The 23,316-nt window shown below is 57.5% G+C and carries 25 protein-coding genes and 1 pseudogene; 11 read left to right on the top strand and 15 right to left on the bottom strand.

From position 1 onward, the window contains the following. Positions 1 to 78 precede the first annotated feature (78 nt). The 5 genes and pseudogenes from AC2FGB_RS05295 (at position 79) to AC2FGB_RS05275 (ending at position 3,012) form a co-directional block, all read left to right on the top strand. Entirely contained in the window at positions 79 to 621 is a 543-nt protein-coding gene (locus tag AC2FGB_RS05295) for a GbsR/MarR family transcriptional regulator (RefSeq protein WP_496693546.1), read from the top strand. 65 nt (positions 622 to 686) lie between these two features. Further along, entirely contained in the window at positions 687 to 1,055 is a 369-nt protein-coding gene (locus tag AC2FGB_RS05290) for a hypothetical protein (RefSeq protein ID WP_496693545.1), read from the top strand. 99 nt (positions 1,056 to 1,154) lie between these two features. Next, a pseudogene (locus AC2FGB_RS05285) lies at positions 1,155 to 1,523 on the top strand (fatty acid desaturase); the annotation flags it as partial. 216 nt (positions 1,524 to 1,739) lie between these two features. Then, positions 1,740 to 2,216 carry a YHS domain-containing (seleno)protein gene (locus AC2FGB_RS05280; protein WP_496693544.1) on the top strand — a complete coding sequence of 159 codons (477 nt, stop codon included), beginning with the start codon at positions 1,740 to 1,742 and terminating at the stop codon, positions 2,214 to 2,216. A gap of 262 nt (positions 2,217 to 2,478) precedes the next feature. Next, the gene (locus AC2FGB_RS05275) at positions 2,479 to 3,012 is read left to right on the top strand and encodes an outer membrane protein (RefSeq protein WP_271948532.1); all 534 of its coding nucleotides are present in this window, start codon (positions 2,479 to 2,481) and stop codon (positions 3,010 to 3,012) included. Positions 3,013 to 3,056: 44 nt separating this feature from the next. Here the strand turns inward: AC2FGB_RS05275 and AC2FGB_RS05270 are convergent, their stop codons facing one another. Further along, the gene (locus AC2FGB_RS05270) at positions 3,057 to 4,040 is read right to left on the bottom strand and encodes a quinone oxidoreductase family protein (RefSeq protein WP_496693543.1); all 984 of its coding nucleotides are present in this window, start codon (positions 4,038 to 4,040) and stop codon (positions 3,057 to 3,059) included. Between the two features lie 195 nt (positions 4,041 to 4,235). On the opposite strand from AC2FGB_RS05270, the gene AC2FGB_RS05265 reads away from it, so the two are divergent. Beyond that, the gene (locus tag AC2FGB_RS05265; protein WP_496693542.1) at positions 4,236 to 5,093 is read left to right on the top strand and encodes a DUF2189 domain-containing protein; all 858 of its coding nucleotides are present in this window, start codon (positions 4,236 to 4,238) and stop codon (positions 5,091 to 5,093) included. 9 nt (positions 5,094 to 5,102) lie between these two features. Here the strand turns inward: AC2FGB_RS05265 and AC2FGB_RS05260 are convergent, their stop codons facing one another. Both AC2FGB_RS05260 and AC2FGB_RS05255 read right to left on the bottom strand, forming a co-directional pair. Next, on the bottom strand, positions 5,103 to 6,089 hold the full coding sequence (locus tag AC2FGB_RS05260; RefSeq protein ID WP_496693541.1) for an NAD(P)H-quinone oxidoreductase: 987 nt from the start codon (positions 6,087 to 6,089) through the stop codon (positions 5,103 to 5,105). Positions 6,090 to 6,151: 62 nt separating this feature from the next. After that, entirely contained in the window at positions 6,152 to 6,844 is a 693-nt protein-coding gene (locus AC2FGB_RS05255) for a COQ9 family protein (protein ID WP_496693540.1), read from the bottom strand. A 111-nt stretch (positions 6,845 to 6,955) separates the two neighbouring features. On the opposite strand from AC2FGB_RS05255, the gene rpsU reads away from it, so the two are divergent. Both rpsU and AC2FGB_RS05245 read left to right on the top strand, forming a co-directional pair. After that, the gene (gene rpsU, locus AC2FGB_RS05250; RefSeq protein ID WP_005614280.1) at positions 6,956 to 7,162 is read left to right on the top strand and encodes a 30S ribosomal protein S21; all 207 of its coding nucleotides are present in this window, start codon (positions 6,956 to 6,958) and stop codon (positions 7,160 to 7,162) included. A gap of 267 nt (positions 7,163 to 7,429) precedes the next feature. Further along, a complete protein-coding gene (locus AC2FGB_RS05245; RefSeq protein ID WP_496693539.1) occupies positions 7,430 to 8,557 on the top strand; it encodes a CAP domain-containing protein in 1,128 nt (375 codons plus the stop codon). A 58-nt stretch (positions 8,558 to 8,615) separates the two neighbouring features. Here AC2FGB_RS05245 and ppk2 read toward each other — a convergent pair whose 3' ends face one another. Then, positions 8,616 to 9,533 carry a polyphosphate kinase 2 gene (gene ppk2, locus AC2FGB_RS05240; protein ID WP_496689073.1) on the bottom strand — a complete coding sequence of 306 codons (918 nt, stop codon included), beginning with the start codon at positions 9,531 to 9,533 and terminating at the stop codon, positions 8,616 to 8,618. 276 nt (positions 9,534 to 9,809) lie between these two features. Here ppk2 and AC2FGB_RS05235 point away from each other — a divergent pair, with 276 nt between their 5' ends. After that, complete coding sequence (locus tag AC2FGB_RS05235) at positions 9,810 to 10,649, top strand: CPBP family intramembrane glutamic endopeptidase (RefSeq protein WP_496693538.1); 840 nt, start codon at positions 9,810 to 9,812, stop codon at positions 10,647 to 10,649. 1 nt (position 10,650) lies between these two features. On the opposite strand, the gene AC2FGB_RS05230 is transcribed toward AC2FGB_RS05235, so the two are convergent. Further along, positions 10,651 to 11,109 (bottom strand): Lrp/AsnC family transcriptional regulator, encoded by a 459-nt coding sequence (locus AC2FGB_RS05230; RefSeq protein ID WP_142635322.1) that lies wholly within the window; start codon positions 11,107 to 11,109, stop codon positions 10,651 to 10,653. A 136-nt stretch (positions 11,110 to 11,245) separates the two neighbouring features. Here AC2FGB_RS05230 and ald point away from each other — a divergent pair, with 136 nt between their 5' ends. Continuing rightward, complete coding sequence (gene ald, locus AC2FGB_RS05225; protein ID WP_271948547.1) at positions 11,246 to 12,364, top strand: alanine dehydrogenase; 1,119 nt, start codon at positions 11,246 to 11,248, stop codon at positions 12,362 to 12,364. A 169-nt stretch (positions 12,365 to 12,533) separates the two neighbouring features. Here the strand turns inward: ald and AC2FGB_RS05220 are convergent, their stop codons facing one another. Then, positions 12,534 to 13,343 carry a mechanosensitive ion channel family protein gene (locus AC2FGB_RS05220; protein ID WP_246097177.1) on the bottom strand — a complete coding sequence of 270 codons (810 nt, stop codon included), beginning with the start codon at positions 13,341 to 13,343 and terminating at the stop codon, positions 12,534 to 12,536. Between the two features lie 98 nt (positions 13,344 to 13,441). Continuing rightward, positions 13,442 to 13,870, bottom strand: coding sequence for a large conductance mechanosensitive channel protein MscL (gene mscL / locus AC2FGB_RS05215; RefSeq protein ID WP_142635318.1), 429 nt, complete (start codon positions 13,868 to 13,870; stop codon positions 13,442 to 13,444). Between the two features lie 134 nt (positions 13,871 to 14,004). Between mscL and AC2FGB_RS05210 the strand changes: the two genes are divergently transcribed. Beyond that, the gene (locus AC2FGB_RS05210; RefSeq protein ID WP_496693537.1) at positions 14,005 to 14,703 is read left to right on the top strand and encodes a glutathione S-transferase family protein; all 699 of its coding nucleotides are present in this window, start codon (positions 14,005 to 14,007) and stop codon (positions 14,701 to 14,703) included. Positions 14,704 to 14,739: 36 nt separating this feature from the next. On the opposite strand, the gene AC2FGB_RS05205 is transcribed toward AC2FGB_RS05210, so the two are convergent. From AC2FGB_RS05205 to AC2FGB_RS05170, 8 genes are all read right to left on the bottom strand, one after another. Then, positions 14,740 to 15,189 (bottom strand): YtoQ family protein, encoded by a 450-nt coding sequence (locus AC2FGB_RS05205; protein ID WP_271948554.1) that lies wholly within the window; start codon positions 15,187 to 15,189, stop codon positions 14,740 to 14,742. Positions 15,190 to 15,252: 63 nt separating this feature from the next. Next, positions 15,253 to 16,212, bottom strand: coding sequence for a hypothetical protein (locus tag AC2FGB_RS05200; RefSeq protein WP_496693536.1), 960 nt, complete (start codon positions 16,210 to 16,212; stop codon positions 15,253 to 15,255). A gap of 263 nt (positions 16,213 to 16,475) precedes the next feature. Continuing rightward, positions 16,476 to 18,872, bottom strand: coding sequence for a phenylalanine--tRNA ligase subunit beta (gene pheT, locus AC2FGB_RS05195; protein WP_496693535.1), 2,397 nt, complete (start codon positions 18,870 to 18,872; stop codon positions 16,476 to 16,478). 85 nt (positions 18,873 to 18,957) lie between these two features. Next, positions 18,958 to 19,365 (bottom strand): cupin domain-containing protein, encoded by a 408-nt coding sequence (locus AC2FGB_RS05190; protein ID WP_271948559.1) that lies wholly within the window; start codon positions 19,363 to 19,365, stop codon positions 18,958 to 18,960. Between the two features lie 66 nt (positions 19,366 to 19,431). Continuing rightward, positions 19,432 to 20,223: a CE1 family esterase gene (locus tag AC2FGB_RS05185; RefSeq protein ID WP_496693534.1), complete on the bottom strand. Its 792-nt coding sequence runs from the start codon at positions 20,221 to 20,223 to the stop codon at positions 19,432 to 19,434. A gap of 269 nt (positions 20,224 to 20,492) precedes the next feature. Next, positions 20,493 to 20,720, bottom strand: a complete 228-nt coding sequence (locus tag AC2FGB_RS05180; protein ID WP_496693533.1) for a hypothetical protein — start codon at positions 20,718 to 20,720, stop codon at positions 20,493 to 20,495. 79 nt (positions 20,721 to 20,799) lie between these two features. Further along, the gene (pheS, locus tag AC2FGB_RS05175) at positions 20,800 to 21,873 is read right to left on the bottom strand and encodes a phenylalanine--tRNA ligase subunit alpha (protein ID WP_281972601.1); all 1,074 of its coding nucleotides are present in this window, start codon (positions 21,871 to 21,873) and stop codon (positions 20,800 to 20,802) included. 70 nt (positions 21,874 to 21,943) lie between these two features. Further along, complete coding sequence (locus AC2FGB_RS05170; protein WP_281995270.1) at positions 21,944 to 23,314, bottom strand: glutamate--cysteine ligase; 1,371 nt, start codon at positions 23,312 to 23,314, stop codon at positions 21,944 to 21,946. Between the last annotated feature and the right edge of the window lie 2 nt (positions 23,315 to 23,316).

The following is a 23,316-nucleotide window of genomic DNA, read 5'->3' as shown; positions in this document are numbered from 1 at the left end:
CCGCCCGAGTTAATTGGTTCTTGATCGAATCAATTCTATCTGTAATTTCTGTCATTACAGAAATTACTGGATACAATTATGCACCTTACTGAATCCATGCGCGACTTTATCCTCCATTGGGGGGAAATGGGTACCAAGTGGGGTGTGAACCGCTCGGTCGCGCAAATCCACGCGCTATTGCACATCTCGCCCGAACCGATGACTGCAGATGAGATCTGTGAAACGCTCGGGCTGGCCCGCTCGAACGTCTCGACCGGGCTGAAGGAACTGCAAGGCTGGAAGCTGATCAAAGCCAGCCGAAACCTGGGTGACCGGCGCGATCACTTTCATTCGATCCGGGACATGTTTGACCTGACCAAAGCTGTGGTCGAAGGCCGCCGCGAACGTGAATATGCGCCCACTCTGGCCGCGCTGCGTATCGTTGCCCAAGAGGCTCAGATTGACGGCACCTCGCCCAAAGTGCGCCAGCGGATTGATGAGACGCTAGAGACCATGCAGATGTTCGACGACTGGTATGTCGATGTGAACCGTCTACCTCGCCGCGTTCAACTGGCAATCGTCAAACTTGGCGGACGCATCGCCCGGCTGCTGCCCAAGGGACAAGGGGACAAGTCGCCCTAAAAATTTTACCCTTAAATTTCTCTCAATACAGAAATCTCAGAATATGATGTAAGAAGGAGCATGACATGATCCAGCCCAAACGCCCGCCCGAACGCGCCCCGAAAGGCATCCAATGGGCCGACCTGGTTCCCCTGAACCGCTGGGACAAGATCAAGGAACTGATGCTACCGCTGCCTTGGTTGCTGCTGTCTCTGACGCTCTACAGTACTGCCCTCTGGCCACTTGGTGCTATGGCCAGCTTTCTGTTCTTTCTGTGCGCCCTGCGCCTGAACCACGAAGCGATCCATGGCAATCTCGGGCTGTCGCGGCGGCAGGATTCCTTGGTGATGCATGTGCTCAGCGCGCTTATGTTGGGTTCTAATCACGCTTTCTGCCAATGCCACCTGCTGCATCACAAACACGCCATGGGTCCGGGCGATTGCGAGGGGAATTGAGGGCACATGACCCTGGCGCAGGTCTTGGTATACGGACCCCGGTTTCCCTTCGACATCAACCGTGCGGCCTAGCGGGTCGCCAACACCAAGGCCCGTCGTCGCATCCTGATCGACTGGGGGCTGGTGCTTGCCGTGATCGCCGCTGCTGTGCTGAGCGGATCGCAAACCCTGCTGCTGCACGTGGCTGCGATGAGCACAGCCCAATGCCTTGCCGCCCTGTTTGCGGTCTGGATAACCCATCAGGGCACGCATGACAGTGGCGTTGCCGCGCGCAGTCAGCGCGGGGTGCTGGCGCGGCTGGCCTATCTGATGTTCTACCACCGCGAACACCATCTGTTCCCGAAGGTTCCTGTCAGCCGGTTGCCCGTTCTCGCGGATCGGCTGGAACGTTCGGTTGCAGGATATGCCGCAAGTCGCAAGCCGGTCATCGGCTGGCTGGAACCCCGCCGGTTCCGGGTAGAACCCTAATCCTTACTGATACGCGCACCCAAGGATCCTGAGCGGAAATGCACAGGATCCGTTTGCCAGCACACAATCACCTTTAGTTGTTTTGAACGTGATCAATACGCTGCCCACTTCGGGGTCGTGGCGGCCAATTACCGACCGCACGGAACAAAACAATCAGAGTTGCCCAGACTCAATTACGGAATCCCCCGGCAGCTCGATTCACGAAAGGTGAAAACAATGAACAAGATCAAATCCCTTATCGGCGGCGTCGCGCTGTCTGTTGCCATCGCTAGCTCAACCCTGGCTGCAGGCGTCGAACTGAACGCAAGTTCGACCGGTCTGGCGCTACAGGGCTATGACCCGGTCGCTTACTTCACCGCTGGCGAAGCCACCAAGGGCGATTACCGCATCACTGCGCTGCACAACGAAGCCTTGTACCGCTTTGCCTCGGAAGAAAACAAAGTCGCGTTTGAAGAAAACCCCGAAGCCTACCTGCCCGCCTATGGTGGCTATTGCGCATTCGGCACCGCGATGGGCTTCAAGTTTGACGGCGACCCGAACTACTGGAGAATCGTCGACAACAAGCTGTACCTGAATCTGTCCGCAGATATTCAGGAACGCTGGGAAGGCGACATCCCCGGCTTTAACAAGAGCGCCGACACCAACTGGAAAGATATCGCCGACAAGAGCCCGGCCGAGTTGCAGGCGCAATAATCCGCCTAAGAAAAACACCGGATCGGCGGCAGTTCACCCTGCCGCCGATTGTCATTTGAAACCGCCATTTTTCACCCTAGTTGTTCAAGCAGGAACGAGCCCAAAAAAACGTGGGCCAGTGCCCCGAAGCTGCGGCACAGAAATCAGGTACGGAAACAGCCAAAAGACAGCGATCCGGTCGTCAGACCGGGCCCTGACAATACGACGTACAAATGAGCAGCACAGGTTTGCTGAAGACCAATTCGAAAGAAAGGTTAACAGAATGACAGGTAGATTTTTTATTGCGGCCTTTATCGCCTCTATTGCGGCCGGAGGCGCCTCGGCGCAATCCTCGGGCAACTGGACGGGCTTTTACGGCGGCCTTCAGGTCGGCTATGCCGATATCGACACCAATGTTTCGGGCGTCGACGGTGATGGCGCGATTGGTGGTATCGTGTTGGGATATGATTATGATCTGGGGGATTGGGTTGTCGGTGGCGGCTTTGACTATGACTGGACCAGCATTGAACTGACCCCCGGCGTCGAGGTCGAAGACGTTTGGCGCCTGAAAGCACGCGCCGGATACAAAGTGACTCCGGTGGGGCTGCTATATGGTATCGGGGGCTATGCCGAGGCGAGTACGGACAATCTTGGCAGTGACGATGGTTGGTTCATCGGCGCTGGGTATGAACAGATTGTCGCCCCCAATGTCAGCGTTGGAGGCGAAATCCTGTATCACGAATTCAACGATTTCGATTCGACCGGAATTGATGTGGACGCGACCACAATCCAGGCCCGCGCCACCTACCGGTTCTAAGAAAACAGTGACGGAACCCGGCACAAACGCCGGGTTCCTTTCATTTACAGTTCAAGAACTGTGCTGCCTGTGGTTTGGCGCGCCTCAAGTGCGCGATGGGCCTCGGCCACCTGATCCAGCGGGAACCTCTGATCAATGTGGATTTTGACCTCGCCGCCTTCGACCTTGTTGAACAGGCGCCGCGCCATGGCCTGACAGACCGCGTGGTCCGAAATATGTGTGAAGAGCGTTGGCCGCGTTATCTTGAGCGATCCTTTCTTGGCCAGAATACCGATATCAATCAGAGGCACCGGGCCCGAGGCATTGCCGAACGAGATCATCATGCCAAGCGGTTTCAGGCTGTCGAGCGATCCGTCAAACGTGTCCGACCCGATGGAATCCATCACCGCGTCTACGCCTTTGCCTTTGGTGATCTGCGCGACACGCTCGGCAAAGTTCTCGGTCCGGTAATTGATGCAATGCGAGGCACCGTTGAACTGCGCCAGACTGCATTTTTCATCGGTTCCGGCAGTACCGATCAACGTGATCCCCTCGGATTTGGCCCATTGGCAGGCAATCAAGCCAACACCCCCGGCAGCTGCATGAAACAACACGGTATCCCCGCGTTTTAGCGGTGTGGTGCGATGAAACAGATATTCGACTGTCATCCCCTTGAGCATCATCGCGGCCGCCGCATCAAAAGAAATTCCATCCGGAAGCGGGCACACCTGTGCGGCGGGCATGACCCGTGCCTCGCAATAGGCTCCGGGCGGAGAGGCAGCATAGGCCGCGCGCTGCCCGGATTCCAGATGCGTTACACCTTCCCCGACGGCTTCGATCACGCCAGCGGCCTCCATGCCCAAAGCCTGCGGCAGATCCAGCGGATACAGCCCAGTGCGCTGATATACATCAATGAAATTCAGCCCGCAGGCATGATGACGAATACGAACCTCACCGGGGCCGGGTTCACCAAGTGGGCGATCTTCGATCTTCAGAACCTCGGGGCCGCCGTGTTCATGGATGACGACGGTTCGTGCCGTTTTCTGCATGTTGTCCTCCTCTAGCCTCAGGCCAAGCTAACATGCCTGTGACGCAGGGCAATCGACACGATTACGCGAGGCGCAACCCAAACGCGAAAATTTGTGCTATACTATGCCCAAGGCGTTGCTGGCTGGTCCGGCCAAAAGCAACAAGTCGCCGGATTGACCCCGCTGCGCAACATCGCAATGCAGGAGGGGACGGCAATGGACAAAACGATTGGCAATCCGATCACCTGGGCGGCACGGAACATAGGTGCAACCGGGGATCACCTAGCTGAAAACATCAGCCATATCGGCAGCGCGGATACACGGCACCTGCCAGTGGTTCGTACGCTGACGATGGATGATCTTTGGGCCTGCCTGAGGGCAGGATACAGCGATTTTCTGGATACAAGGGCCGATGCGATATTCGTGGTGCTCATCTATCCGATCGCAGGTTTTCTGATGTTCGGAATTGGGCTGAACACAAACATGGTTCCACTGCTGGCACCGCTGGTTGGTGGTTTTGCGCTTGTGGGTCCGTTAGCCGCCCTTGGCCTGTACGAAATCAGCCGCAAACGAGAACAAGGTGGCGAGGCTGGATGGCTGGATGCGTTTGGCGTGTTCCGGTCCCCTTCCCTGGGTGCAATTCTGGCTTTGGCGTTTTACATGGTCATGCTGTTTCTGGTCTGGCTGATGGTCGCGCAGAGCATCTATGTTCAGACACTCGGCCCTGACCTGCCCGCGTCGCTGGGTGCCTTTCTAACCCAAGTGTTCACCACCGCCGCTGGATGGACCATGATCTTGTTCGGGCATGCTGTTGGGTTTCTGTTTGCCCTCGTCGCCCTGGCAATCAGCGTCGTCAGCTTTCCGCTGCTGCTGGACCGCAAAGTGGGCGTTCCGGTCGCCGTGGTGACATCCGTACGGGTGTTGCGTCGCAATCCGGGCGTCATCCTGAGCTGGGGATTCATCGTTGCCGCGCTGCTGGTCATCGGAGCGATCCCGATGTTGCTGGGCCTGATCGTCGTGATGCCGGTACTGGGCCACGCCACCTGGCATCTCTATCGGTGTGCTGTGGCCTGAAACATAGCTTTATCCCGCAACTTTCAGAACAATCTTGCCAATATGGCCAGAGCTTTCCATCCGGGCATGGGCCGCCGCCGCATCAGCCAGATCAAACTCACTATCCATGACAGGGGCAACTTTTCCCGCCTCGAGCAAAGGCCAGACCGCTTCGTGCAGATCCGAAGCAATTTTTGCCTTGGCCAGATCGCTTTGCGGGCGCAGGGTACTGCCAGTCAAGGTCAGCCGTTTGACCATCATAAGCGCAAAATTCAGCTCGACCACGGGCCCCTGAAGGAAGGCTATCTGCACCAGCCGACCATCCTCGGCCAGCGCCTTGACGTTGCGTGGGATATAGTCGCCGCCCACCATGTCCAGTATCAGGTTCGCCCCGCCCTCGGCCCGCATCGCGGCTACGAAATCCGCGTCACGGTAGTTGATCGCCTGTTCGGCACCCAGCTTTTCACAGGCCTCACATTTTTCAGCCGAGCCTGCAGTAGCAAAAACCCGCGCTCCAAAGGCGTTCGCCAGCTGAATCGCCGTTGTGCCGATACCACTGGAACCACCATGCACCAGAAACCGCTCACCGGCCTTCAGGCTGCCGCGCATAAAGACGTTGGACCAGACGGTAAAGAAGGTCTCGGGCAGGCAGGCGGCTTCTTTTAGGCCCATCCCCGCTGGCACCGGCAAACAATGCGCCGCAGGTGTGGCCACATATTCGGCATAGCCGCCGCCCGGCAGCAAGGCACAGACCTGATCGCCAACGGATAGGTCTTCGACCCCCGCCCCGATGGCCACGACCTCACCCGCGGCCTCAAGACCCGGCAGATCACTGGCACCCGGAGGTGGATTATAGGCACCGGCGCGCTGCAGAGCGTCCGGGCGGTTCACCCCCGCATAGGCGACTTTGAGGATCACTTGACCGGCCAAAGCTTGGGGCATCGGGCGTTCTGTCAGTTGCAGAACATCCGGACCGCCGGGTTCGGCGATTTCAACGGCGCGCATCATCTGAGTCATGGGTAGATCTCCTTTGGCCAATGCCTAGCAGGCTGAAACGTCAAGGCCCAGTAGCAAGAGGACTACTTGCGCGGTGTCAGGAATCCGGGAAGCGTGCCGTGGGTTTTAGCCGGAGCTTTAACCTGCCCGGCCAACCAATTCGGAACAGCAAGAAACGGTCTGAACAGAGGATTGTCCCTCACCTGCCCCTTAAGCTTTTCGAACTGCATGACATTGTCGATACGACGGTCCAGAAACTCCCACGTTTTCTGATTCCCGGGCGAATCATCCCCCAACCAGAACAACAGGGTCGAGGAATAGACCCCCGACAATGTCGCCCGCTTGGTGTACCAGTTCACGTCGTCCGAAGTATCTCCCAACGTGTCCCAGATCAGATCACAGGTTTGCCATACTGCCCTTGCGCCATCAGCCGCGTGGCTTGGCAGCGAAAACATGGTCATACCCCAGCGCACGAGTTCCTTATCCGGCACGGCCTGCAGCCGGAACCGGACGGCAGCAGCGATCCGGTCACGGAATTTGATATCGCCCAAATCCTCAGTTTTAAGGCGATCTGCCATCACCGCGTCCCCGCGCGCATGAAATGCCAACGCCAGGTCAACGGCACCACGCGGACAAATCGCCCGCACCAGAACGTCATCCATTCCACATTCTTCAATCGCCGCGCGAAAGCTGGTTTCCGACCAGCCATCGAAGGGAACATGTGTCAGCATCGCATCCAAAAGCTGCTGCTTGGCGTCTTCATAGGTGGTGGTCATGGCGGTTCTCCGGTTATCAGGACCAGTACTAGACAAGATAGAGGCGCTTTGCTATACGGCCAATTCCTGCAATTTCCTTGCAACTCTATCTAGAAAGGTGGTGACAACCACATGCAGGTTAGTGTTCGCGACAATAACGTTGATCAGGCGCTTCGTGCCCTGAAGAAAAAGCTGCAGCGCGAAGGCGTGTTCCGCGAAATGAAGCTTAAGCAACATTTCGAGAAACCGTCCGAGAAAAAAGCGCGCGAGAAAGCTGAAGCGATCCGCCGTGCCCGTAAACTGGCACGTAAGAAAGCACAGCGCGAAGGTTTGCTCTAAGCACCTTCCTCGTCCAGTTTTGGATGACACTATTTGACGACCCCCGAGGCATCGCCCGGGGGTTTGTCGTTTTCAGGGTGACGTTGCGCGCTTTTTCGCGACTGGCTGACGCAACCCCGCGTCAATGCGCGATAAATCGCGAACTCAGATTCAACTTCCGGTGGCGATCTGCCCACCAACCGCGAGCGGCACGATTGTGTCTTCTCGTCGCCAAGTTCTCGCCACTAATGTCCCGCCAAAATAACGCAATCTATTGGAGGCAGAATCATGTCAACGGCCAGCGATCTAGAGCGGCAGATGCTCGCATTGATCAATGCAGAGCGGGCAAAGGCGGGCTTACAACCGGTCAAGCTTGAGCTTCGGCTGAACGCAGCGGCGGAGGATCACAGCGAGTGGATGCTGAACGTCGATAAGTTCAGCCATACCGGCGCCGGAGGTTCGCGACCATCGGACAGAATGGAAGATGCGGGCTTCGAATTCTCCGGAAGCTGGCGTGCGACTGAAAACATCGCATGGCAGAGTGTCCGCGGTGCGCCGGGGCTGTCGGATGACGTTCAGGATCTGCACAACAGCCTGATGAACAGTTCCGGCCATCGCGCGAATATTCTGGACGCCAACGTGACCGTTATCGGAATTGGGATTGAGGTCGGAAACTATGACGGCTGGAACGCCATCATGGTGACCCAGAACTTTGCACGGACCTCTGCGCCTTTGCAGCTTGATACCAGCAGTTCGGGTGGTTCCGGTGGTTCCACACCTCCACCGCCCTCGGGGCAGTTGGACGTCAGGGCTGGCAAGATCGGCACTGCTGCGGATGACTGGTTCGTTTTGAAATCCGGACAGTCTGGCCTTTTGGATGGGCGCGGCGGTGATGATACCCTGGTTGGTGGCGGCGGCCGAGATAAGCTGCTTGGCCGCTCCGGCGACGACACCCTGAACGGCGAAGGCGGAAATGACACTCTGGTTGGCGGAGCTGATAATGACGACCTGAATGGGGGTGATGGCAAAGACCTTCTGAAAGGCGGCTATGGCATTGACCAGCTGGACGGCGGCGCCGGAAACGATGTGCTTAAAGGCGGGCAGGACAACGACATTCTTATCGGTGGCGCTGGCAACGATAAATTGCTTGGTGGCAATGGAGCAGATGTCATGACCGGTGGCACCGGAGTGGATCAATTCTACTTCACCAAGGGCGCGGATACTGTGACGGATTTCACCGACGAGGATATCGTCAACCTCCGGCAGGCCAAGTCTATCGTTGGGTATAACGATCTGATGAAGAACCACATTTCGCAATCCGGAAATGACGTCATCATCGATGCCGGTAACGGCCACACCCTGACACTAGAAGATACCTTGTTATCGGACCTGGCCAGAGACGACTTTGTGTTCTGAAGGCCGGACAAGCGAAAACTAAAGCCACGCCCCCGGAATCCGGGGGCGTTTTTCGTGATCAGTAAATCTTGGGCACGTACAGCTCGTCCGGCAAAACACGCCGTTCGTATTCCGGATTATATTTGCGATCCGGGAGATCAACTTTTTCCTGCGGTACATCCGTATAGGGGATCTTGGTCAGAAGATGCTCAATACAGTTCAGGCGCTCACGCTTTTTGTCGTTGCCTTCGACGATGTACCAGGGCGCCTCTCGGATGTTGGTACGGAACAGCATGTCCTCTTTGGCTTTGGTATAGGCCTCCCAGCGGATACGGGATTCCAGATCCATTGGGGACAGTTTCCACTGTTTCATAGGATCGTGAATCCGCATAAGGAATCGCAGCTGCTGTTCCTCATCCGTGATCGAGAACCAGTATTTCAGCAAGATGATCCCGGATCGAACCAACATCCGTTCGAATTCGGGAACGTCCTGAAAGAACTGATCAACCTGATCTTTGCTGGCAAACCCCATCACCCTTTCGACCCCGGCACGGTTATACCAGGACCGATCGAATAGAACGATCTCACCGGCGGCGGGCAGATGCGGGACGTAACGCTGGAAATACCACTGGCTCTGCTCACGACGACTGGGCGCCGGCAGAGCAACCACCCGGGCAACACGCGGATTCAGGCGCTGCGTAATCCGCTTAATCACCCCACCCTTGCCAGCACTGTCCCGGCCTTCAAACAGGATACAGACCTTGGCACCGGTATGTTGCACCCAGTCCTGCACCTTGATCAGTTCAGCCTGAAGTCGCAGCAAGTTACGGAAATAGACCTTGCGATCCAGCATGTCGGGATGCTGATCCTTGTAGATCTTCCGCACTTCCACCGACAGCATGGGCTCGCTGAATTCGATCTCAAAATCTTCGTCCAGCGCGTCTTCCAACTCGGCTTCGAGCCAGTCTTTTGGTGCATGGTTAAATTCGTCGGTCAAGGTCTGCTCCTTATCAATTAACGGGTCAGGACCCTATCAGGCGCGTGTAACCGCCTGATGTCATCACAGAGGTAGATGAAAGCCTTTTTCTAAGCTTATCTGCCGGGGTCAGCAAGATCACTGCCCCAGGAATTCGGAAACTTGGCATTTCCGCTCGGCTGGATCATTCAATCGCCAGAGCCACCCCTACTTCAGCTTGTATGAAGCCTGTTAACATGACTTGCCAGCCCGAGTGTTCTGAGGGCATCAAAGCACAGGTCATTTCAGAGAGGGGCCGTGGCGCATTTCATATCTGTTCTGCCGGTTGTTTGGCCCTGGTTTATCCTGATCGCCGCGCAGATATGCGCTGTTTCAGGGAAATGGTCTTTGGGGTTCGTTCTGCTGACCTGTTTTGGCCTGATTGCTCTGACCTTGGGTCTGGTCACGCCCTTTGCCGCAGCTATTGCGTCAGCAGGTCTTACCGGAGCGTTGATGCTACGCGGTTTGAACGGTGCGTTTTCCTTTGTTGGACATATCGCCTTGATCCTGTGGTGCCTGGCCATGGGCGCACATCTGGTTCCGGGCTTTCATAACCTACTGGTACTGGACCGGGTTCATGCCGGTCCGGGCAGCACCGATTTCACGATGTACCTGAACCTGGACAAGCCTCTGATCCTGTTCGCCGTCCTTCTGGCCTGGCCACGCATGAATGATGGAGTAGCGTATATACGCAAATCGCCGCTGGCGGTCGGGCTGGTCGCATTGCCGGCCCTGTTTCTACTGGGCCTCTCAGTCGGTGCCATCCGGCCAGAGTTCACCCTTCCCCATTGGTGGATGATCTTTGCACTTTCCAACCTGTTTCTGACCTGCCTCACGGAAGAGGCCTTTTTCCGTGGCTATCTGCAATCAGCACTTTCCGAACGCCTGGGGGCTGCTGCGGGGATTGCTGCGACCAGCCTGCTTTTCGGGCTTGCACATTTTGCAGGTGGACCTGCATTGGTTGTCTTTGCAGCCCTTCTTGGCGCGGCATGTGGCCTGGGATATTACGCGACAGGACGGCTTTGGGTTCCGGTTCTGATGCATTTCGCCTTTAACGCGGCGCATCTGGTGATTTTCACCTATCCCGGCCCAGCCTAGGTTAAACCGGCAACGCCGTCGTCTTGAACACAGTCCGAAGCGCGAATGAACTTTGCATCTGCGCCACGCCTGGAAGTCGAGACAGATATTGGCGATGGATGCGGGCGAAATCCTCGGTGTTTTCGGCAACGACCTTCAGGATGTAATCCGCAGTTCCTGCCATCAGGTGGCATTCCAAAACATCCGGGATCCGCGCAACAGCTTTTTCGAAGGCCTCCAGTACTTCCTCGGCCTGGCCCTGCAAGGTGATCTCGACAAACACCGTTGTTGGCACATTCATCTTGCGCGCGTCCAACAAGGCAACGTAGTTGCGGATATAGCCATCGGCCTCAAGCCTCTGTACCCGCCTATGGCAGGCCGAAGGCGACAAATTCACCTGCTCGGACAATTCAGCATTCGACATACGACCATTCCGCTGCAAGGCAGCCAAAATCTTTCTATCTGTCGTATCAAGGCTCATCCACGCAATTCCTTTGCGGGTTTTACCCATTGTAGCGAAGATTTTCCCGAAGAAAAGCCGGAATGCGGGCAGAGTTTCACAGAAATTGCACCCGAAACCGCCCATTATTTAGGCAGTTTAGGAACGGAGAGACCTAATGAAAATCGGTTGCCCCAAAGAAATCAAGCCGCAGGAATTCCGTGTCGGCATGACGCCCAACGCCGCACAAGAGGCGGTGTCTCGTGGCCATGACGTGATAATCGAAAACGGAGCTGGCATTGGCGCCGGGTTTGACAACGATGATTACGTCGCCGCAGGTGCCCGCATCGTGGACAGTGCAGAAGAAGTTTTTGCCACCGCAGAGATGATTGTCAAAGTCAAAGAACCCCAGGCGGGCGAACGCAAGATGCTGCGTGAAGGGCAGCTTTTGTTCACCTACCTGCATCTGGCCCCGGATCCGGATCAGACCCATGACCTGCTGGAATCGGGCTGTACGGCTATCGCCTATGAGACAGTGACCGATGCAAATGGAGGTCTGCCCCTGCTTGCACCCATGTCCGAGGTTGCGGGCCGTCTGGCACCACAGGTCGGATCCTGGACGCTGCAAAAGGCGAATGGCGGCCGCGGAGTGCTGATGGGTGGCGTCCCCGGCGTTGGTCCAGCAAAAGTTGTGGTTATCGGTGGGGGCGTCGTCGGTACCCATGCCGCCAAGATCGCTGCAGGTATGGGCGCGGATGTGACGGTACTGGACCGGTCTCTGCCCCGGCTGCGTTATCTGGACGACGTGTTCGGCGGTCAGTTCAAGAACCAGTATTCAACTGCAGGTGCGACCGCGGAGTTGATCCAGACAGCCGACATGGTGATTGGCGCTGTGCTGATTCCGGGTGCTGCAGCGCCGAAACTGGTGACGCGCGCGCAGCTGTCCACCATGAAACCCGGCGCGGTTCTTGTGGATGTTGCCATCGACCAGGGCGGCTGTTTTGAAACCTCAAAGGCCACAACCCATGCGGACCCGATCTATGAAGTTGACGGCGTCATGCATTACTGCGTGGCCAACATGCCCGGCGCGGTTGCAAGAACATCAACAATAGCACTGGGCAACGCCACAATGCCGTTCATGCTAGCACTGGCGGATAAAGGATGGAAACAGGCCTGTCAGGATGATCCGCACCTGCTGGCTGGCTTGAACGTTCACGCCGGCCAACTCACCTATTATGCGGTTGGCAAAGCGCTTGGGATTGACGTGGTATCCCCCAACGTCGTCATCAAATCCTGACGGAAGCCTCCAACCCCTGAAGCGTTGGGCATAGCGCCGCCTCTTCGAAGCGGCGTGACCTGTTCACAGCGTTGAACGGGGCACCAAAAACAACGACGCCGCGCGATTAGCGCGGCGCCGGGCCCAACCGGAGGAGGGTATTTCAATGCCCGAGCGACGGGCGGGAGCATCATCCCTGTTTCTGGATCTCGACCGAATGCGGGTATGGTATCGAAACGCCTTTTGCATCAAACGCTTCTTTGACTGCTTTGGTCATTTCAAATTTGACATCCCAATAATCGACAGCGGCACACCACAAGCGCACCGTCAGATCGACCGAGCTGTCCCCCAGATTTGTGACCCGCACCCAGGGCTCGGGATCGCCGTGGATGCGCCCGTCAGCCATTGCGAGGTCCAGAATGATTTTCATCGCCTCATCCGCGCTATCGCCATAGTCGATACCAAACACCAAATCTACACGACGCGTCTCGTGTGCCGAGTAGTTGGTGATAACTGACCCCCAAGCCTGGCCATTGGGTACAATGATCTGCACATTGTCGGGGGTCACGAGTTCGGTCGTGAACAGATTCAGATCTTTGACAGTTCCGGCTGTTCCGCCGATGTCGACATATTGGCCAAGCTTATACGGCCGGAAGACAACCAACATCACGCCTGCTGCCAGATCACTAAGTGTACCCTGCAGCGCCAGGCCAATGGCCAGCGAAGCAGCGCCCAAAATGGCAACGATACTGGTTGCTTCGATCCCGAAGATGCCCAGAACAGCCACAATTACCATGGCCAGAATGGCCCATTTGATCATGCTGGCGGCAAAATTGCCCAGCGTCGGATCAATATGGGGCGTTTTGTTGATACGGCGGCGAACAACCCCAGCGATCATTCCTGCCGCAATCCAGCCCAATATCAGAACAATCAGAGCCTTGCCCGCACTCATCAAGATTGGCACATAGCCGTTTGCCATATCCATGGCTTGATTTGCCATTTCCATCGTCTGCTCCAATTCGGGTTTCCTTCTGCTTTCAGATCGTTAATTGAATCCCACCTATCTGGTGGGCTCCTCTTCTGCCGTAACTGCAGGAGTCACTTTTTCAGTGCGTCGCGGATTTCCATCAGGATGTCCAGCTCGCTTGGCCCGGCTGGCGCTTCTTCTTCCGCCGGTGCTTCCTCTTCTGCCGCCTCTTTGACCCGGTTCACCATTTTGACCAGCATGAAAACCACCCAGGCGATGATCAGAAAGTTGATGATCGCCATTATGAACGCACCATATGCAAAAACAGAAGCACCGGTTTCCCGCGCCGCTTCCAGGCTCGCCCCTTCGGCGACATCACCGGCCAGAACGGAGTAGTTGTTGGTGAAATCAACCCCACCCGTAAACAGGCCAATCAATGGATTGATCAGATCACCAACAAGCGACGTAACAATTGCGGTAAATGCGGCTCCAATGATGATACCCACCGCCATATCCATGACATTGCCTTTGGCAATGAATGTCTTGAACTCCTGGAACATAACTTCCCTCTTTCCCTGTTGTCATTTTTATGCGCCTAAACGCACGGCAACTGTGCGCTAATTGCACTATAAAATGTATGTTTTTATGGGAAATCGTAACTATTTTTCCCCAATCGGCTTATTCAGGAGACCCCATGACACATTTTGCGTCTTATTCCATTACAGACAAATGGCCCGCCAAAGACCCTTCGGTCATTCAGCTCTATTCTTATCCGACGCCTAATGGCGTCAAAGCCTCGATCATGCTTGAGGAAACCGGCCTGCCCTACGAGGCACATCTGGTCACGCTTGCGGATGCGGATGTCAAAAGCTCCGAGTTCCTGTCGCTGAACCCAAACAACAAAATCCCTGCAATCATTGACCCGAACGGTCCTGATGGACATCCCCTGGGCCTGTTTGAAAGCGGTGCGATCCTGTTGTATCTGGCCGAGAAGTCAGGGAAATTCATGGGCCAGACACAAAGCGACGGACATCGCATTACCCAATGGCTCATGTTCCAGATGGGTGGAATTGGTCCCATGCTTGGGCAACTTGGCTTTTTCCACAAATTCGCCGGGAAAGAGATCGAAGATCCGCGCCCCCGTGAGCGCTATCTCAACGAGGCAAAGCGGCTGTTGAATGTCGTGAACAATCAACTTGATGGCCAGGAATGGATCGCCGGGGATTACTCGATCGCCGACATTGCAATCGTCCCCTGGCTGCGCGGGTTGGATTTTTATGATGCCCGAGACATTGTTGGCTGGGATGAGTACGCAAATCTCCAACCTTATCTTGATCGGTTTCTTGCGCGTCCCGCCGTTCAGCGCGGGCTGCAGATTCCTTCCCCAGGTTAACACGTGTGGGGTGAGGCAATACCTCACCCCATCCATTTAGCTTGGAAGCTTACCCGTCAAAACATACCGCAGCACATCCACCACCTGCGAGGGATGTTCAGCAACAGCCAGGGCAGCTGCATCAACCTCTTTCAACGCGTGCTGATGATCTGGCCCGTGAACTACGATGATCGACTTGCCCAAAGCCGCCGCATATCCCGCGTCAAAGGCTGCGTTCCATTGCTTGTATTGATCGCCAAAGCGGACGACCACGACATCCGCGTCTGAAATGCCCTTGCGGGTTCGGATCGCATTGACCATCGCACCCTTGTGGTCATGCCAATACTTGTTTGGCTCGGACCCCAAAATTGCAACGCCGCAATCGTCGCTGGCTTCGTGAACCGTGACAGGGCTGTTGAACGAAATGTCCAACCCTTTCGCCCCGTCAATGATCTGCTCGCGCCAGTCGGTGTGTATCTCTCCGGACAGGTAGACGTTCAGGCCCATTGATTTCTCCTTTGATTTTATTGGCGACCCTAAAGACAAAATGGACCTGACCCAAGGGGGGGCTCAGAAAGCCAGCCGCCAAAACACCGGCTGCCCGTTGGGAACTGCCTTACGGGCCGCGCTGCGCTGCTTGCTTCCCAGAAACCCCGGCATCTCGGATGTTGGCTCGAACCCGAAACTGCGGGGCAAACGGGTATAGATCGACCGAGGCGGCAACCGTCCCCAGGTGATCCCTTTCAGCTGCGCGCCCGGTTCTGGCTGGTGCATCCAGACTTCGCGAATGGCGAATTCGTCGCGCAGCAGCACCAACACTGCCAACATCATGACCTCGGCCCATATTTTCGCGTATTTCTGCTGCAGCGCCTGCTCGTATTCACGCGTCAAACGCAACTCACGCGACCGGGGCGCCCGGCATTGCAGTCGACGCCGGGCATGGCCGACAAAGCGCAACCAGTCGGACTGAATTTCTTCAATCAGACAATAGCCACTTGTTAAATCTATATCCAAGCGGCACCAGGCCAGAGTCGGACGGCCATGCGTGCGTACCGGGTGCCAACAGCTTTGGAACGCACCCGCCGCCGCGCGCTGTTCGAATTTCCACAACAGTTCGGCATGCTCGGTCGGGAAGCCCAACTGCACCACAAGGTTATGCGCCTTGCGCGTGGTTTGTTCATCAGACCAGCGCTCAAAGCTCAGGCAGAAATCCAGCCATTCGGACTGATAGACCGCTTCTAAACCATGGAACGCCGCAGGGCTTAGCCCCTTCAGACGCACGGCGCGATCCGCATGGGCCACGGCCAGCACATCGTGCCGCCGCAAAACCCCGCCGCACCGCGCGATCATGGGTTTCAGCAAAGGACGCGCCAGCAAACGGGACAGCCCCGATTGCTTTAGATCCGAAACCGACATTTCGGCCTCCATCGACTGGCACAGCAACCAGGGGCTTTGCCGGTCGGTATAATAGTAGAATGGCATCTCTTCCGGCAGAATCTGCCGGATCATCGAGACGTCTTGGCGTTTCATGACAACTCTCCAACGGGAAACAGGCCCGCCGGTCAGTTGGCGGGCAATCAGGGTTTGGGCATTGCTTTTGCGAGGCTGGGATCTGGCATTGGGCCGACTCCGGATTGTGATTGCATCAGGGGGCTGGACTTACGGCCAGGGGGTGATTCCACTCAACCCCTGGATTTTCAGGACGCAGGGACGTTGCAGCACGGCAACACTGGCGTCTGAGAAACGAGAAAAGCGCGCCAATTGGCGCGCTTTGCATTTGGATTACGGTCGCGTTAGCCGCGCAGAACGCCGCCTGTTGCCTTGGAAACCTTGGCGATGATCTTCTCGGCCACCGCTTCGATGTCTTTTTCTTTCAGGGTCACATCTGTTGGCTGCAGCCGAACAGTGATGGCCAGAGATTTCTTGCCCTCACCCAGGCTGCCGCCAATGAATTCATCAAAGACGCGCACATCCTCGATCAGCGCCTTGTCGGCCCCGGCAGCGGCATTCACCAGCGTCAGTGCCTCGACGCCTTCATCGACGACAAAAGCAAAGTCACGCTCGACCGCCTGCAGATCGCGCAGCTCCAGCGCCGCGCGGGTCGCCCCGGCTTTACGCGGAAGAGGCACCTCATCCGGCCAGATAGTGAAAGCCACCGCCGGGCCCTTGATGTCCATCGCCTGCAACACACGCGGATGCAACTCGCCGAAAACGCCCAGTACCTTTTTCGGACCCAGACAAATTTTGCCGTGCCGGCCCGGATGCCACCAGGCATCGCCCTCGCGTAGGATCTGAACCTTGGCGGGTGCGCCGATGGCGGCCAAAACGGCCTCGGCATCTGCCTTGGCGTCGAACACATCCGCCGGGCGTGTGGCGCTATGCACATCCTTGGGGCCGTCGCGACCGACTAGCAGGCCGGTAATCTGGATTTTCTGATCGCCTGGCTCGCCGTCGTGAAAAACTGGGCCAACTTCAAACAGCGCCACATCCGCATAGCCGCGCGCCTGATTGCGGGCCGCCGCTTGCAACAGCCCCGGCAGCAGATCGGGGCGCATATGGCTCATCTCGGACGAAATCGGGTTTTCCAGTTGCGTCGCTTCATCGCCACCGCCAAACAGCGCCGCGGAAGTCTGATCAATGAATGTATAGCTGACGCATTCGTTATAACCCAATGCGGCACAGGTGCGGCGCGCCATCGACTGGCGGCGCTGAGTGGGAGTCATAACCGGTTTCGGAATGCCATCAGTGACCCTCGGCAGCGGCTTGCCCTGAAGCTTGGTCAGGGAGGCAATTCGTGCGACCTCTTCCACCAGATCAGCCTCGCCCATGACATCGGGGCGCCAGCTGGGGACATGGGCCATCTCGCCTTCAAGGCGGAAACCCAGACGGGTCAGGGTCTGGCGCTGCTCGCTTTCGGGAATGACCATCCCGACCAGCGATTGCACCCGGGCCGAGTCCAACTTGTAGGATCGCGCATGGTTTGGTGCTTTGCCTGCCTCAACTACTTTAGAGACCTCGCCACCGCAGATATCCAGGATCATCTGCGTTGCATGTTCCAATCCTTCCAGCGTGTATTCCGGGTCGACGCCGCGCTCGAATCGGTACCGCGCATCCGAGTTGATTTTCAACGCCCGGCCTGTCAGTGCAATTTGCACATGATCCCAGAACGCGCTTTCGAGGAAGACGTTCACGGTATCCTCGGTACAGCCGGTTTCTTCGCCGCCCATGATCCCTGCAATGGATTCCGGGCCGTTGTCGTCCGAAATCACCATCATGCCCGGTTGCAGCGTGTATTCCTTTTCGTCCAGCGCCACCAGCTTTTCGCCGCCCTTGGCCCTATGTACGCGCAGGTTGCCCTGAACCTTGTCCGCATCAAAGACATGCAGCGGACGGTTTTGGTCGAAGGTCATATAGTTGGTGATATCCACCAAGGCCGAGATCGGACGCAGGCCGATCGCCTTCAACTGATCCTGCAGCCACTGCGGGCTGGGGCCGTTCTTGACATCTTTGATCAGACGTCCGGTGAAATGCGGTGCTCCGTCCAGCGTGTCATCATCAATCGTCACCTTGATCGGGCTGACGAAATCGCCCGGCACCGGCACATAGTCGCGCTCTTTCAGCGTGCCGACCCCGCGTGCCGCCAGATCGCGCGCGATCCCGGCGACGCCCAACGCATCGGGGCGGTTCGGGGTGATTGCAATCTCGATCATCGGATCGACCTTTGCGGGATCATTCTCGGCCAGCCAGTCAACGAACTGATCGCCGACCTCACCCGAGGGCAGCTCGATGATGCCGTCATGCTCTTCCGACAGCTCCAGCTCGCGCTCCGAGGCCATCATGCCAAAGCTCTCAACACCGCGGATCTTGCCGACGCTGATGGTGATGTCCAGGCCCGGAATATACATGCCCGGTTTGCAGACCACGACGGTGATGCCTTCGCGCGCATTGGGCGCGCCGCAGATGATCTGCAGATCACCCTCATCCGTCGCAACCGTACAGACCCGCAGCTTGTCGGCATCAGGGTGCTGTTCGGCATAGGTCACTTTTCCCAGCGTAAAACCCGCCAGTCGGTCCGCCGGATTGACGATCTCTTCGACTTCGAGCCCCAGATCGGTCAGCGTTTCGGCGATCTCATCGACCGACGCGTCAGTGTCCAGGTGATCCTTGAGCCAGGAAAGGGTGAATTTCATCGGTCGTATTCCGCATAATCTTGGGTCAGCCCGCGTGTAACGGATATTCAGACAAGGGGAAAGAGGCCGTGTGCCACATGATCGCCTACTGTGCGGCAACTGTGTTGGCGACGCTGTCCGATCCGGCAAACACCGCCAAAATCCGCGCGATGTTTTCGCTCGTATTCTCCCCCACATGCGGGGATCGGAACGCTTCGACAAAGGCATCACCGGTTTTGTAGGTCTTTGTCCCCGCCGCGCCGTAATCGACAGTGATTTCCCCTTCCAGCACATAGGCCATCAGCGGAGCATTATGCCGGTGACTACCGGTCACCTGACCCGGCTGCATGGTGATGATGGCCATGGTGATCTGCGGCATGCCGTCCGGGTATTCCAGTGGCTCTCCGATCACGGACTTGTCCGTTTGCACCAACACATCAACAGGCGGATAGGCGTCGCGCGCCAGGGCAGAGGTTGCGGTCAGGATCGCGGCGGTCACCAGCAGGGGTTTCATCGGGCAAGGCTCCTTGGTCAGATGGCCTGCGCAGATGACCCCGGATGTAGGGGGCTGTCAAACGGGTCAGGGATAGGCTGGTGTGCGCCCGGCCAGCTCATCCAACTGCCAGCCGATCCAGCCATGCGGGATGAAATGCCCGCCCGGATGCGTGTCCAACGTGACCTGCCCCTCCGCGCAATCGGTCCACTCCACGCGGCTGAGGGTCAGGAAAGGCTTCACGCTCCAATCGCCACGCGGGGTTGCACCGTTGCAATCGAACTTCGCCTTCCACAACGCCACCGGATAGGTCGTGTCCCCGCCCGGCCCCAAGGGAAAATCCATCACCGTGTCATCCAACCCATGCACATGTCGCACCTGACGCGGGGCCTGCGGGCAGTCCTCGGTCTGGCGAATGCTGCCAGCCACAGCCAGCAGGGCCGCAATATCATTGCCGGATTGACAGACATAGCGCCACGCCATCGCGCCGCCATAGGAATAGCCCGAGACATAGATGCGATCCGGGTCGATGGGATAGCGCGCCGCCACATCCTCTAGCACCCGATCCGCAAAGGGGACGTCATCAGTGTCGGACGTCCAGAAATCCCAGCTTTTGCCGCGCCCGTTCGGGGCCACCAGCAGCACGCCGCGCAGTTTGGTGGCCCCCGCGATCCTTTCGTGGTTGACCACCACATCCCCCTGCCGCGCCCAACCATGGAAGTGCAGCAATACCGGCAGAAGGGTTTCGCCGTCCCAGCCATCGGGTTCAAGCACATGATAGGAACGGTCGCCCAGCGGGCAGGCTGTGTCGCCGTGGCAGCCATTTGCTACAGCTTGGAGCGGGATCAGGAAAAACAGGCAGGTCAGAATCCGGAACATAACTCGGAGCCTACCCGGCCAGCGCACGAAGTCACGTCACAACCCCGTGGGAGGCTGAAACAAGCCGCGCTATCGCCAGACCGTGGGGTGGCGATCCTTGGGCTGTGGAGGGCAGTTTATCTTAGCCAAATCCGTGCGCTGTTCGAGCGTTGCGCTAGCTGAGACAAATCGCCAGCCCGTGCGGGCGGTCTGGCGATGGCGCGGCGGCCTATCGGCCTTTGCTCCGCACCAGTTTTTTGCAATTCAAAGCCTGAACTAGACAGAGGAGACTACTTCGATTTTTGTTTTGCGTATTCATCAATGAGTTTTTTACCCATATCTTTTTGCCTTTGCGCCTCTTTCATTTGGTTCATTTTATTTGAAAAAATCGAAAAAGACGCCCAAAGGCCGGGCAGTAGAGCAAGCCCTACAATTGGTAATGCCCACGCAAAAACCGATCCGAAGAAACGGATAGCCAAATATTGAAGAAAGTTTCCCGCAACAATTATTCCAACCATCCACAAAAAAGGGAGCATTGGCTACACGGCGGCGCCACCATTCGATGTATCGAGCCAGATATACGCCTAGTGGATACACCTACCGGCTCAAACCACCATGCAGGTTCGGCATATCCAGCGCCGCAAACCCGTAGTGGCGCAGCCACCGAAGATCGCTATCAAAGAACGCCCTCAGATCCGGAATGCCGTATTTCAACATCGCCAGACGGTCGATGCCGATACCAAAGGCAAAGCCCTGATAGACCTCGGGATCAATGCCACCGGCGGCGATCACCTTGGGGTGGACCATGCCCGAGCCCAGAATCTCCATCCAGTCGTCGCCCTCGCCGATCTTCAGCTGGCCGTTATCCCAGGAACAGCGGATATCGACCTCTGCCGACGGTTCGGTAAAGGGGAAGTGCGAGGCGCGGAAACGAAGTTCGACATCGTCGACTTCGAAGAACGCTTTCACGAACTCTTCCAGAACCCATTTCAGGTTCGCCATCGAGATGTCTTTGTCGATGGCCAGCCCTTCGACCTGATGGAACATCGGCGTGTGGGTCTGATCATAATCAGCGCGATAAACGCCGCCCGGACAAATGATGCGGATCGGCGCGCCCTGCAGCTCCATCGAGCGGATCTGGACCGGCGAAGTATGGGTGCGCAGCACATGCGGCGGGCGCTCGTCGCCCTCGGCACGGTGCATATAGAACGTGTCCATCTCGGCCCGCGCGGGGTGGTGGCCGGGGATGTTTAGCGCGTCGAAATTGTGCCAATCGGTCTCAATCCGCGGCCCTTCGGCCACCGAGAATCCCAGTTCGGCAAAGATCGCGGTCAGCTCCTCGGTCGCCTGGCTGACCGGGTGGATCGAGCCTTGGCGGCGCGCGCGCGTCGGCAGGGTAACGTCCAGCCATTCGGTGCGCAGACGTTCATCCAGCGCGGCATCGGCAAGACCGGCTTTCTTGGCGGCCAGCGCCGAGTTGATCTCATCCTTCAGGGCGTTCAGCGCGGGGCCTGCGACCTGACGTTCCTCGGGGGTCATCTTGCCCAGCTCGCGCATCTTCAGCGCGACCTCGCCCTTTTTGCCCACGGCGGCGACGCGGATCGCCTCAAGCGCGTTCTCATCGCCCGCCTCGGCGATCTGCCCCAGATATTTTGCCTTAAGATCGTCCATGACGCCCTCTGAATTTGGTCGCCAACCTGCTATCGGCCCCGCCCCGCGAATGCAAGCGGGACGCGGTGGGTCAATAGCTGTATTCGGGATAAATTCGAGTCAGATCGCCGTTCCAGTCGCCATTGTAGTGTTCCAGCAACTCATCCGCTGGAACCTTGCCGGTATCGAGACTTTCCTTCAGCGCATTCAGGAAATGCGTCTCATCGGGAACCAGACCACCTGCGCCGGGATAGGCCCGGGCCTTGAGACCACTTTCCGAGATCGCAACCACTTCGCGGGCAAGATCATGCATGTTGATGTCGCCAACCTGCGCCTGCAGGCCATTGACGGCCGCCTGAACGCGCAGTTCCTCGCGCGTTTCGGCATCCCAGCCCTTGACCAGATCCCAGGCCGCATCCAGCGCGCCCTGATCATAGGTCAGGCCAACCCAGAAGGCAGGCAGCGCACACAGACGCCGCCAAGGGCCACCATCCGCGCCGCGCATCTCCATGAATTTCTTGATCCGCGCCTCGGGGAAGGCGGTGGTCAGGTGATCGGCCCAATCAGACAGGGTAGGTGTTTCACCAGGCAGCGCGGGCAGTTTGCCCTGCAGGAAATCGCGGAAGGACATGCCCAGCGCGTTGATATACTGGCCATCGCGATAGACAAAGTACATCGGCACATCCAACGCGTATTGCACGTAGCGCTCGAACCCAAAGCCTTCTTCGAACACAAAGGGCAACATACCGGTGCGTGCATCGTCCAGATGCCGCCAGATATGGCTGCGCCAGCTTTTCTGGCCGTTGGGCTTACCCTCAAAAAATGGCGAGTTGGCAAACAGCGCAGTCGCCACAGGCTGCAAAGCCAGCGCCACGCGCAGTTTCTGCACCATGTCTGCCTCGGACCCAAAGTCGATATTGACCTGAACCGTGCAAGTGCGCCGCATCATGGCGCGGCCCATGGAGCCTACTTTTTCCATGTAATCGTTCATCAGCCGATAACGGCCTTTGGGCATCAGAGGCATCTGCTCATGGGTCCAGATCGGGGCCGCGCCCAGACCGATAAAGCCCACGCCGATTTCATCAGCGATATCCTTAACCTCGCGCAGGTGGGTGTTCACCTCGTCGCAGGTCTCGTGGATCGTCTCCAACGGCGCACCAGACAGCTCTAGTGCACCGCCCGGTTCAAGGCTGACATTGGCGCCGTCTTTTTCCAGACCGATCAGGTGGCCCGCTTCGCGCACCTCGGCCCAGCCGTGCCGGTCGCGCAGCCCTTCAAGCACCGCCACAATCGACCGCGTGCCTTCGAATGGCAGCGGTTTCAGTGAGTCTTTACAATAGCCGAACTTTTCATGTTCGGTTCCGATACGCCAATCGGCTTTGGGCTTGCAGCCCGCTTCCAGATATTCGGCAAGTTGCTCGTGGCGTTCGATCGGTCCGCCGCCGGACTGGGGGATGGACATGA

The sequence above is a fragment of the Ruegeria sp. CDSC021 genome, from assembly GCF_059610845.1.
Note: the sequence above shows the minus strand (reverse complement) of the source record. Positions and strands in the feature narration are given on the sequence as shown.

Bases quoted from the DNA above. Each gene is read 5' to 3' on its own strand.
- AC2FGB_RS05295 (WP_496693546.1), top strand. From the start codon at position 79: ATGCACCTTACTGAATCCATGCGCGACTTTATCCTCCATTGGGGGGAA.
- AC2FGB_RS05290 (WP_496693545.1), top strand. From the start codon at position 687: ATGATCCAGCCCAAACGCCCGCCCGAACGCGCCCCGAAAGGCATCCAA.
- AC2FGB_RS05280 (WP_496693544.1), top strand. From the start codon at position 1,740: ATGAACAAGATCAAATCCCTTATCGGCGGCGTCGCGCTGTCTGTTGCC.
- AC2FGB_RS05275 (WP_271948532.1), top strand. From the start codon at position 2,479: ATGACAGGTAGATTTTTTATTGCGGCCTTTATCGCCTCTATTGCGGCC.
- AC2FGB_RS05270 (WP_496693543.1), bottom strand. From the start codon at position 4,040: ATGCAGAAAACGGCACGAACCGTCGTCATCCATGAACACGGCGGCCCC.
- AC2FGB_RS05265 (WP_496693542.1), top strand. From the start codon at position 4,236: ATGGACAAAACGATTGGCAATCCGATCACCTGGGCGGCACGGAACATA.
- AC2FGB_RS05260 (WP_496693541.1), bottom strand. From the start codon at position 6,089: ATGACTCAGATGATGCGCGCCGTTGAAATCGCCGAACCCGGCGGTCCG.
- AC2FGB_RS05255 (WP_496693540.1), bottom strand. From the start codon at position 6,844: ATGACCACCACCTATGAAGACGCCAAGCAGCAGCTTTTGGATGCGATG.
- rpsU (WP_005614280.1), top strand. From the start codon at position 6,956: ATGCAGGTTAGTGTTCGCGACAATAACGTTGATCAGGCGCTTCGTGCC.
- AC2FGB_RS05245 (WP_496693539.1), top strand. From the start codon at position 7,430: ATGTCAACGGCCAGCGATCTAGAGCGGCAGATGCTCGCATTGATCAAT.
- AC2FGB_RS05230 (WP_142635322.1), bottom strand. From the start codon at position 11,109: ATGAGCCTTGATACGACAGATAGAAAGATTTTGGCTGCCTTGCAGCGG.
- ald (WP_271948547.1), top strand. From the start codon at position 11,246: ATGAAAATCGGTTGCCCCAAAGAAATCAAGCCGCAGGAATTCCGTGTC.
- AC2FGB_RS05220 (WP_246097177.1), bottom strand. From the start codon at position 13,343: ATGGCAAATCAAGCCATGGATATGGCAAACGGCTATGTGCCAATCTTG.
- mscL (WP_142635318.1), bottom strand. From the start codon at position 13,870: ATGTTCCAGGAGTTCAAGACATTCATTGCCAAAGGCAATGTCATGGAT.
- AC2FGB_RS05210 (WP_496693537.1), top strand. From the start codon at position 14,005: ATGACACATTTTGCGTCTTATTCCATTACAGACAAATGGCCCGCCAAA.
- AC2FGB_RS05205 (WP_271948554.1), bottom strand. From the start codon at position 15,189: ATGGGCCTGAACGTCTACCTGTCCGGAGAGATACACACCGACTGGCGC.
- AC2FGB_RS05200 (WP_496693536.1), bottom strand. From the start codon at position 16,212: ATGAAACGCCAAGACGTCTCGATGATCCGGCAGATTCTGCCGGAAGAG.
- pheT (WP_496693535.1), bottom strand. From the start codon at position 18,872: ATGAAATTCACCCTTTCCTGGCTCAAGGATCACCTGGACACTGACGCG.
- AC2FGB_RS05190 (WP_271948559.1), bottom strand. From the start codon at position 19,365: ATGAAACCCCTGCTGGTGACCGCCGCGATCCTGACCGCAACCTCTGCC.
- AC2FGB_RS05185 (WP_496693534.1), bottom strand. From the start codon at position 20,223: ATGTTCCGGATTCTGACCTGCCTGTTTTTCCTGATCCCGCTCCAAGCT.
- AC2FGB_RS05180 (WP_496693533.1), bottom strand. From the start codon at position 20,720: ATGGTTGGAATAATTGTTGCGGGAAACTTTCTTCAATATTTGGCTATC.
- pheS (WP_281972601.1), bottom strand. From the start codon at position 21,873: ATGGACGATCTTAAGGCAAAATATCTGGGGCAGATCGCCGAGGCGGGC.
- AC2FGB_RS05170 (WP_281995270.1), bottom strand. From the start codon at position 23,314: ATGTCCATCCCCCAGTCCGGCGGCGGACCGATCGAACGCCACGAGCAA.